The sequence below is a fragment of the Finegoldia magna genome (assembly GCF_018371055.1).
In the GTDB taxonomy this organism is placed as follows: Bacteria; Bacillota; Clostridia; order Tissierellales; family Peptoniphilaceae; genus Finegoldia; species Finegoldia magna_I.
Genome location: NZ_JAGYZD010000050.1, coordinates 1 through 9,061, shown reverse-complemented (window position 1 = coordinate 9,061; position 9,061 = coordinate 1). Strand labels below are relative to the sequence as shown.

9 protein-coding genes and 1 pseudogene are annotated in these 9,061 nt (G+C 28.8%); all 10 read left to right on the top strand.

Going from position 1 to position 9,061, the window contains the following annotated elements:
- Positions 1-1,082 (top strand): annotated as a pseudogene (locus KHW44_RS03535) (DNA repair protein Rad50); the annotation flags it as partial.
- Between the two features lie 45 nt (positions 1,083-1,127).
- Positions 1,128-1,481, top strand: coding sequence for a hypothetical protein (locus tag KHW44_RS03530; RefSeq protein WP_304066035.1), 354 nt, complete (start codon positions 1,128-1,130; stop codon positions 1,479-1,481).
- Between the two features lie 2 nt (positions 1,482-1,483).
- Complete coding sequence (locus tag KHW44_RS03525; RefSeq protein ID WP_304066032.1) at positions 1,484-2,164, top strand: metallophosphoesterase; 681 nt, start codon at positions 1,484-1,486, stop codon at positions 2,162-2,164.
- 1 nt (position 2,165) lies between these two features.
- Positions 2,166-2,708, top strand: coding sequence for a class IV adenylate cyclase (locus KHW44_RS03520; RefSeq protein ID WP_304066029.1), 543 nt, complete (start codon positions 2,166-2,168; stop codon positions 2,706-2,708).
- A gap of 19 nt (positions 2,709-2,727) precedes the next feature.
- Entirely contained in the window at positions 2,728-4,794 is a 2,067-nt protein-coding gene (topA, locus tag KHW44_RS03515; RefSeq protein ID WP_304066026.1) for a type I DNA topoisomerase, read from the top strand.
- 113 nt (positions 4,795-4,907) lie between these two features.
- Positions 4,908-5,720, top strand: a complete 813-nt coding sequence (rpsB, locus tag KHW44_RS03510) for a 30S ribosomal protein S2 (RefSeq protein WP_094203599.1) — start codon at positions 4,908-4,910, stop codon at positions 5,718-5,720.
- A 78-nt stretch (positions 5,721-5,798) separates the two neighbouring features.
- On the top strand, positions 5,799-6,473 hold the full coding sequence (tsf, locus tag KHW44_RS03505; protein ID WP_304066023.1) for a translation elongation factor Ts: 675 nt from the start codon (positions 5,799-5,801) through the stop codon (positions 6,471-6,473).
- Positions 6,474-6,594: 121 nt separating this feature from the next.
- Positions 6,595-7,308: a UMP kinase gene (gene pyrH / locus KHW44_RS03500; protein WP_304066020.1), complete on the top strand. Its 714-nt coding sequence runs from the start codon at positions 6,595-6,597 to the stop codon at positions 7,306-7,308.
- The gene (gene frr, locus KHW44_RS03495; protein WP_304066017.1) at positions 7,308-7,865 is read left to right on the top strand and encodes a ribosome recycling factor; all 558 of its coding nucleotides are present in this window, start codon (positions 7,308-7,310) and stop codon (positions 7,863-7,865) included. The genes pyrH and frr overlap by 1 nt, the downstream gene beginning before the upstream one ends.
- 229 nt (positions 7,866-8,094) lie before the next feature.
- On the top strand, positions 8,095-9,061 hold a 967-nt coding region (locus KHW44_RS03490), incomplete at its 3' end, for an SH3 domain-containing protein (RefSeq protein WP_304066014.1).

Genomic DNA, 9,061 nt, shown 5'->3' with positions numbered 1-9,061 from the left:
TAGAAGATGCAAAAAACTATAAAATGCAGATTTTAAAAGAAAAAGCTAGTTTATTAGACAGAGTATCAAAGATTAAATACATCAATAACATTGACGAAGATGATGTCAATAGTTTGGAATATCAAAATAAATTATTAAACGACAATAGAATTACATTTAATGAGTTATCGAAGCAAAAGAAATTATTAAGTAAGGATTACTACCAATTAAAAGCAAAACTTAGTAATTATGAAACTATAAGAGATTATATTGATGAAATTAATAATTTAATTGAAAAATTAAATGGATTTTCTAAATTAAAAATAAAATTATCTATTATTGGAGTTATAGTTACATTAATTATTGCCGTAATGATTTATATGATGGGGTATACAAAAGAAATAGTAATTGCTCCTGTATTATTTGTACTGTATTATATTTTCGTTATTATTTTGAACAAGTTTCAGCGATTATCATACAATCGTCAATTAAATAAGATAGTGAAAAAGATTAATCAAATTACTAATATGAGTTATAAAAATTACAACGAAGTAATTAATGACTTTAGATATGACTCAAATATGGATAAAAGCATTGATTATTTGGGCAAACTTGAGGGACAACTTCAAGATATTGATTCAAAATTGGATTCAATTATAAATGAAGATGAAAGTTCTAAGTCTAAGATTAACAATATTTTATCTTCATCAAGAAATTTGAAGAACATAGATGTTGAAGATTATAGAAGAAAAAAAATAGAGTATAACCAATTGATGGATAGAATTTCTGATAAAGATGATCAACTTCAAAAGATATCATCTGAATATGATTTTAGTATTTTATTAGAAAATATTAATTCAGATTCAATAAAACTTGAGGATAATGATATAAAAGATATCAAATTACTTAATAAAGAAATTGACGAATCTATTGAAGAAAATGCGAAATTATTTGAAAGGACAAAAATACTTGAAAAATCTGTAAATCTTCTATTGGAAAAAGAAGAAAGATTAGCAGATATCAATGATAATATTCAAAAATACGAAAATGAAATTACATCTATAGAATTGGCTATGGATTTGATCAATAAAAGCATAAATTAACTACACAAAAATTTTATACCTAGAATTAACAAGAAGGTTTCAGAAATGATGGCTTATTCAACTAAATACAAGGATAGATTCAGAGTTGATGAAAATTTAGATGTTAGCATTTATGATGGAGTAAAATTTTACGAACAAAAACATTTAAGTTCTGGAACATTTGACTTACTTTCTGTTTTTATTAGAATAAGTGTGCTTGAAGAATTAATGGGTCTTGATTATTTGATGATACTAGATGATTGTTTTGTTCAATTAGATGATGTAAGATATAAGAAATGTCTGGATTTGTTATTTAAAATCTCAAATAGTAATCAAATAATACTTTTTTCTTGTCAAAATAGAGATGAGCAATTATTGAATGAACTAGACATAATATATAAGAAAATTGAGTTAAAGTAAATATGATATATGCAATGGGTGATTTACATCTAGATTATACAAAAGAAAAATCAATGGATGTATTCGGTGATAATTGGGATAATTATGAAGAAAAGATATTTCGTAATCTAGAAAGATTAAATGAAGAAGACATTATACTTATTCCAGGAGATATTTCCTGGGCAATGCAACTAGATGATGCTTTTGTGGATTTGAAAAGAATCGATAAGAGTCCGGGCAGAAAGATTTTAACTAGAGGTAACCATGATTATTGGTGGTCTGGTATAAGCAAATTAAGAAAATTAGATTTAGAATCTATTAATTTTATTCAAAATGATTCATTGGACTTAGGAAATATCAATATATGTGGATCACGAGGATGGCTTGATCCAACTAGCAAAGAAGCTACAGAAAAAGATGAAAAGATTTTTCAAAGAGAAATTTTGAGAGTGAATATGAGTTTAGAAAGTGTCCGAAATAACAACGATATTATTATGATGCTTCATTATCCACCTTTTGATATCAATAAACAACCTAATGCGTTGTTTAATTGTTTGAAAAATTATAATGTTACAGATTTAATATATGGACATTTGCACGGATATGGACATCAAAATGTCGTCGAAGGAACAATAGATGGAATACATGTACATTGTGTGTCTTCGGATTATATAGATTTTAAAGTTAAGAAAATTAGGGAATAATATGGAAAAAGAATTAGAATGTAAGGTATTTACTGATGATTTTAATGGTTTGATGGATAAAGCTGTTGAAATGGGAGCTAAAATGATATCTCATGAAATTCAAGAAAATATTCTAATTGAATCTAATGATTTTGATTTAATTGATAGTAGTGATTATCTTAGAATTAGAATTTCAAAAGATATTTTTAATAATGAAAACAAGAAATTTCTTACTTACAAGAAGAGAGTTAATGATACAAACGTTAGACATTATGATGAATATACTATAGAGTTTGATAGCGAAGAAAACTTGAAACAAATATTAAAATTTGTTAAATTGGATAAGCAATCTTCATCTAAGAAAGAAAGAAAATCTTTTGAGTTTATGGATGCAAGACTAGATTTTGATTGCTGGGATAAAGATTTTTATCCGTATCCATATTTGGAAATTGAAGTCAAAGATGAAGAACATTTAAATGAGATAATAAATAAATTAGGAATAAATAAAGATCAAATTTCAACTAAATCTATAAGTGAACTAAGATCTAAATTACAAGAAAGTTAACAGAAAGGATAGACTTTTAATGGCAAACAAAAAGCTAGTGGTAGTGGAATCTCCAACTAAAGCAAAGACAATTCAAAAAATGTTAGGGTCAGGATATAAAGTTGTAGCTACAATTGGTCATTTAAGAGATTTACCAAAAAGTAAACTAGGCATAGATATAGAGAATGATTTCGAACCACAATATATTAATGTGCGTGGTAAGGCCAGTGTAATCAATTCTTTAAAAAAAAATTACAAAAATTCTCAAAAAATATTCTTGGCAACCGACCCTGATAGGGAAGGAGAAGCTATTTCTTGGCATTTGTGCTATTTATTAGGTATAAATCCAGAGGAAGAAAATAGAGTAAAATTCCAAGAGATAACTAAAGACTCTGTAAAAGAAGCAATAAAAAAACCTGAAGCTATCGATTTAAAATTGGTAGATGCTCAACAAGCAAGAAGGGTTTTGGATCGTATAGTAGGTTATAGCATTTCTCCATTATTGTGGAAAAAAGTTAAATCTGGACTAAGTGCAGGTAGAGTACAGTCTGTAGCATTAAGACTAATTTGTGAAAGAGAAAAAGAGATAAGAGAGTTTGAACCAGAAGAATACTGGTCTATTCATGCAAACTTATCAAAAGATAAATTGGAATTTGATTCTGAGCTATATTATTCAAAAACCGATAAATCTAATAAAATCGAGATAAAAAACAAAGATGAAGCTGATAAAATTTTACATGATTTATCTGAGAAATTTGTTGTAGATTCTATTAAGCAACAAAAAAAATCTAGGAAACCTTACGCTCCATTTACAACATCTACACTTCAACAAGAAGCCTATAAAAAGTTGTATTTTCAAACTTCTAAAACCATGAGAATAGCTCAACAGTTGTATGAAGGAATTAGTTTGGGTAGCGAAGGGTCAGTAGGTTTGATTACTTATATGAGAACTGACTCAACAAGAATTTCTCATGTTTGCGTGAGTGATTGCCTAGATATTATTAATGATCTATACGGAAAACAATACGCAACAAAAGGTTATGATTATTCTAAAAAGAAAAAAGGATCACAAGATGCCCACGAAGGTATTAGACCTTCATCAGTAAAAAGAAGACCGAATGAAATTAAAAAATATTTGACTGATGATCAGTATAAATTATATAAATTGATTTGGGAAAGAACTGTTGCTAGTCAAATGAAAGATGCACGATATCTATCTACATCAATAGATTTTGATAACAATGGTTATACTTTTAGATCTAATGGTAACGTGGTGATTTATGATGGTTTTACAAGAGTATATTCATTAAATACTAAAGATAGCGAATTGCCTGAATTAAAGGAAAAAGAATCTATAAATTCAAAAGAAATAGAATCAAAACAACATTTTACTAAACCAAAACCTAGATACACAGAAGCAAGCCTTGTAAAAACACTTGAAGAAGATGGCATTGGTAGGCCAAGCACCTATGCATCAATTATAAGCAGTATTTTGTCTAGAAATTATGTTGAATTAAAAGAGAAAAAATTTTATACAACAGAAATCGGAGAAAAAGTTTGTGAATTTGTAGTTAAATATTTTGATTCAATTATTAATGAAAAATTCACTGCTGAAATGGAGAATGAATTAGATAATATTGCTGAAAACGACGTAGAATGGAAAAAAGTAATAAGAGATTTTTATGATGGATTTAATGAAGATTTAGTCAATGCAAAAAATGCACAAGATAAATTTAAAGTTAAAGACGAACCAATTGGAAGAAAATGCCCAGAATGTGGCAGCGAGTTAGTTATAAAACATGGAAGAAATGGAAAGTTTATTGGCTGCAGTGCTTTTCCTGATTGCAAATATACTGAAACTATTGTAAAAGATACAAAAGTAAAATGCCCAAAATGTGGTCACAGAATAGTCGAGAAAGTATCAAAAAGAGGTAAAGTTTTTTATGGATGTGAAAATTATCCGAATTGCGACTTTGCTTTATGGGACAAGCCTACAGGTGAAAAATGTCCTGAATGCGGTAGTTTGCTAGTTCATAGAAAAAATAGGCGAGGAGAATCCATTCTATGTTCTAATGAAAAATGTGATTATAAAAAGCTTGAAAAATAAAAATATATATGATATACTTTTAAGGTAAAACACACAGTCGATGATACAGATGCAGTTGCTTAATTGTCGCATTTGTAGATGAGTCGTCTGGAGGAAAAAACGGAGGTAGAAAAATGTCAGTAGTATCAATGAAATCATTGTTAGAAGCTGGGGTTCACTTTGGACATCAAACAAGAAGATGGAACCCAAAAATGTCAAAATTTATATTTACAGAAAGAAATGGAATCTATATTATAGATCTTCAAAAAACTGTAAAACAAATTGATGATGCTTACAATTATGTTAGAGACATCGTTGCAGATGGTGGAGAAGTTCTTTTCGTAGGAACAAAAAAACAAGCTCAAGAAGCAATCGAAACAGAAGCTAAAAGATGTGGACAACATTATGTTAGCCAAAGATGGTTAGGTGGTATGTTAACAAACTACAAAACTATCAAAACAAGAATTAATAGACTTCACCAATTATATGAAATGGAAGAAGATGGAACTTTCGATCTTTTACCTAAAAAAGAAGTTAGCCAATTAGAAAGAGAAAGAGAAAAACTAGAAAAAAACCTTGGTGGTATTAGAAAAATGACTAAAATGCCAAGTGTACTTTTTGTAGTTGATCCTAAAAAAGAATACATTGCTGTTCACGAAGCAAAAATATTAGGAATACCAGTAGTAGGTATCGTAGATACTAACTGTGATCCAGATGAATTAGATATTGCTATTCCTGGTAATGATGATGCAATTAGAGCAGTTAAGCTTTTAACTTCTACAATTGCTGATGCTGTTATTGAAGCAAATCAAGGTCGTGAAGATTCAGAAGAAGTTTATTCTGAAACTGAAAATGATACAGAAGAATCTGAAAACGAAGAATCAGTATCAGAAGAAGATTTAAAAGAATTTGTTGAAAATTCTGAAGAACAATCAGACGAAGAATAATAAAAAATAAGCGACGGTTAAACTGAAAATTAAATAATTGTTTGACAGTCGCTTTTTAATTTAATTGGAGGTAATAAAATGGCACAAATTACTGCTAGTATGGTAAAAGAATTAAGAGAAAAAACTGGCGCAGGAATGATGGACTGTAAGAAAGTCCTATCTGAAGCAGATGGAAATATTGAAAAAGCAGTTGAGCTTTTGAGAGAAAAAGGACTTGCAGGAGCAGAAAAGAAAGCTGGAAGATTAGCATCTGAAGGTATTGTTGAAACATATATTCACGGTGGGAAAATTGCTGCTTTAGTTGAAATTAATAGTGAAACAGACTTTGTTGCAAAAAATGAAGAATTCAAAAACTTCGCAAAAGATATAGCAATGCAAGTTGTAGCATCAAATCCAAAATATGTAAGTCGTGATGAAGTACCAGCTGAAGAAGTAGAAAAAGAAAAAGAAGTATTAGTTCATCAAGCTATGAACGAAAACGATGGAAAAAATATTCCTGAAGACAAAGCAAAAATGATTGCTGAAAAGAAAGTTGAAGGAAGAATTAACAAATTCTACTCACAAATTTGTCTATTAGAACAACCATTCATTAAAGATCCTAATAAATCTGTAGAAGAATTATTAACAGATTTAATTGCAAAAATAGGTGAAAACATTAAAATTCGTAGATTTGCTAGATTTGAAGTTGGCGAAGGTTTAGAAAAGAAAAACGAAGATTTTGCTGAAGAAGTAAAAAAACAAATGGGTCAATAAAAATTATTGCTGCAATTTCATATTGCAGCTTTTTTTATTATACATAATATCATATTGATTTTAAAATGCTAATTTGGTATGATTAATTAAAGAAAACCTTATTATTAATTAGGAGGAAATTTTGAGTTTAAAATATAAAAGAGTTCTACTAAAATTAAGTGGCGAAGCTTTAAGTGGTGATCAAGGACATGGATTAGACGATGATATTATAGAAAATATCTGCGATTCTATAAAATCCGTTCACGAGGAAGGATTGGAAATTGCAATTGTTGTAGGTGGTGGAAATTTCTGGAGAGGAAGATCATCTAAAATTGATAGAGCTACATCGGATTCAATGGGCATGTTAGGAACGACAATCAATGCTTTGAGATTGCAAGCATCATTGGAAGCAAAAGGTATTCAAACAAGAGTACAAACAGCAATTGATATGAAGCAAGTTGCAGAACCTTATATTAGAAGAAGGGCAATAAGACATATTGAAAAAGGTAGGATTGTAATCTTTGCTGCAGGAACAGGATTACCATATTTTTCTACAGATACAACAGCTGCATTAAGGGCAGTGGAAATTAACGCTGATGTTATTTTAGCAGGTAAAAGAGGGACAGATGGTATATACGATTCTGATCCTAATAAAAACAAAGATGCAATCAAATATGATAAACTTACTTATATTGATATTTTAAACAAAGGTCTAGGTATAATGGATGCAACTGCGACATCACTTTGCATGGAAAATAATATGGGATTAGTTGTATTTGGTATTGATGATCCTAAAAATATAATTAGAGTTTCTCATGGAGAAAATATTGGAACAATTGTTGAGGGGGATAAATAATGAGTAAACAAATTTTAAAAGATATGGAAACAAAAGCTGATAAAACGTTGCATGCATTAAGGGAAGATTTAAAAACAGTAAGAGCTGGACGTGCTAATCCTAGCATATTGGATAATATTATGGTAGATTATTATGGTACTTCAACACCTTTAAAACAAGTTGCTACTATTTCTGCTCCAGAAGCTAGATTACTTACAATTCAACCATGGGATAAATCAATCATGAAAGAAATTGAAAAGCAACTTCAAGCATCTAATTTGGGAATTACTCCCTCAAATGATGGAAGTATTATAAGATTACCATTCCCACAATTAACTGAAGATAGAAGAAAAGAATTGACAAAAGTAGTAAAGGAATATGGGGAAAAATCAAAAGTCACTATAAGATCTATCAGGAGAGATTTTGTTGACGATGCAAAAAAAATGGAAAAGAATGCTGAAATATCTGAAGATGAGTTACACGCATTATTAGATGATATTCAAACTTTAACAGATAAGTTGACAAAAGAAATTGACAATATTGTTACAGATAAAGAAACAGAATTAATGGAAATCTAAATCGTAATATTTAATTTAAAATCTATTCATCATGATATGAATAGATTTTTTCTTGTAATAAACTTTTTTATGATATCTTATATAAAAGTAGAAGTAATCAGAAATTATGACAAAAATGTTACAATTATTACTTTTTTGAAACTTATTTGTAACTTTTTTGTTGAATTTACTTGACATATTTTTTTTATTCTTTTAATATTATCTTAGGATGTATTAGGAGGAAGTTAATATGAACAAAAAAGGACTTGGCTTATCTATCGGATTGGCTTCAGTCATAGCTGTAGGAACTTTTGTATCGCCTTATTTAAGTTCCACAACTTTAATCGGAGACAATAATATTGAGTCTAATCAATCAAATGATTCTAAATATTCAGTTGCAATAAAAAGCAATGATTTATTGGCTCCAAATGCTGAAAAAGAAGAAAAAGAGAAAGCTCTTAATGAAATAAGAAATTCACAAGTAAGAAATGTATTAAATGATTCCACAAGAACTATATCTAAAGAATCTGAAGAAGAAATTAATTCTGAAGTAAAAGAAGTTAAAGAGAATAAGCAAGAATTAAAAGCTTCTATTGATAATAACGTTTCTACATACAAACAAAATAGTGAAAAAGTAGATACAAAAAAAGATGAAGCTAAAAAAGTAGAATTATCTACTGCAAATGTTGGGAAAATTTCAGAAGATAATAAGAATTCAAAATCAAGCTTAAAGAAAGAAAAATCTGAAGTTGCTTCATTAACTCTTTCAAGAAATTCTGAAAATGAAGAAGAAAAGATTTATTCAAATATAACAAAATCTACGACAGGTGATTTATTTGTAAGAGAACAAGCAGATAAAGAATCTGAAGCAATAGGTGTTTTACCAAAAGATACTAAAGTTGTTGTTAAAGATGATAGCAATAAATCGTGGGCAAAAATAAGCTATAAAAACAAAGAAGCATACGTAAGTAAAGACTTCTTGACGAATGAAAAATCAAATAAAAAAGCAGTTTCTGAAACTAAAAAACAAGTTTCAAAAAATAATCCTGAAGTTAAAAAAGTAAAATCAAATTCTGCTGAAAAGTCAGTAGATATGTGGGTAAAATCTCCAGTATATATAAGAAGTGAAAAATCAATCAGCTCTAATAAACTAGGTGTATTAGAGAAAAACACTAAAGTACAAGGTGTAGTTGAAGATGGATGGTTCAAAACTTCTG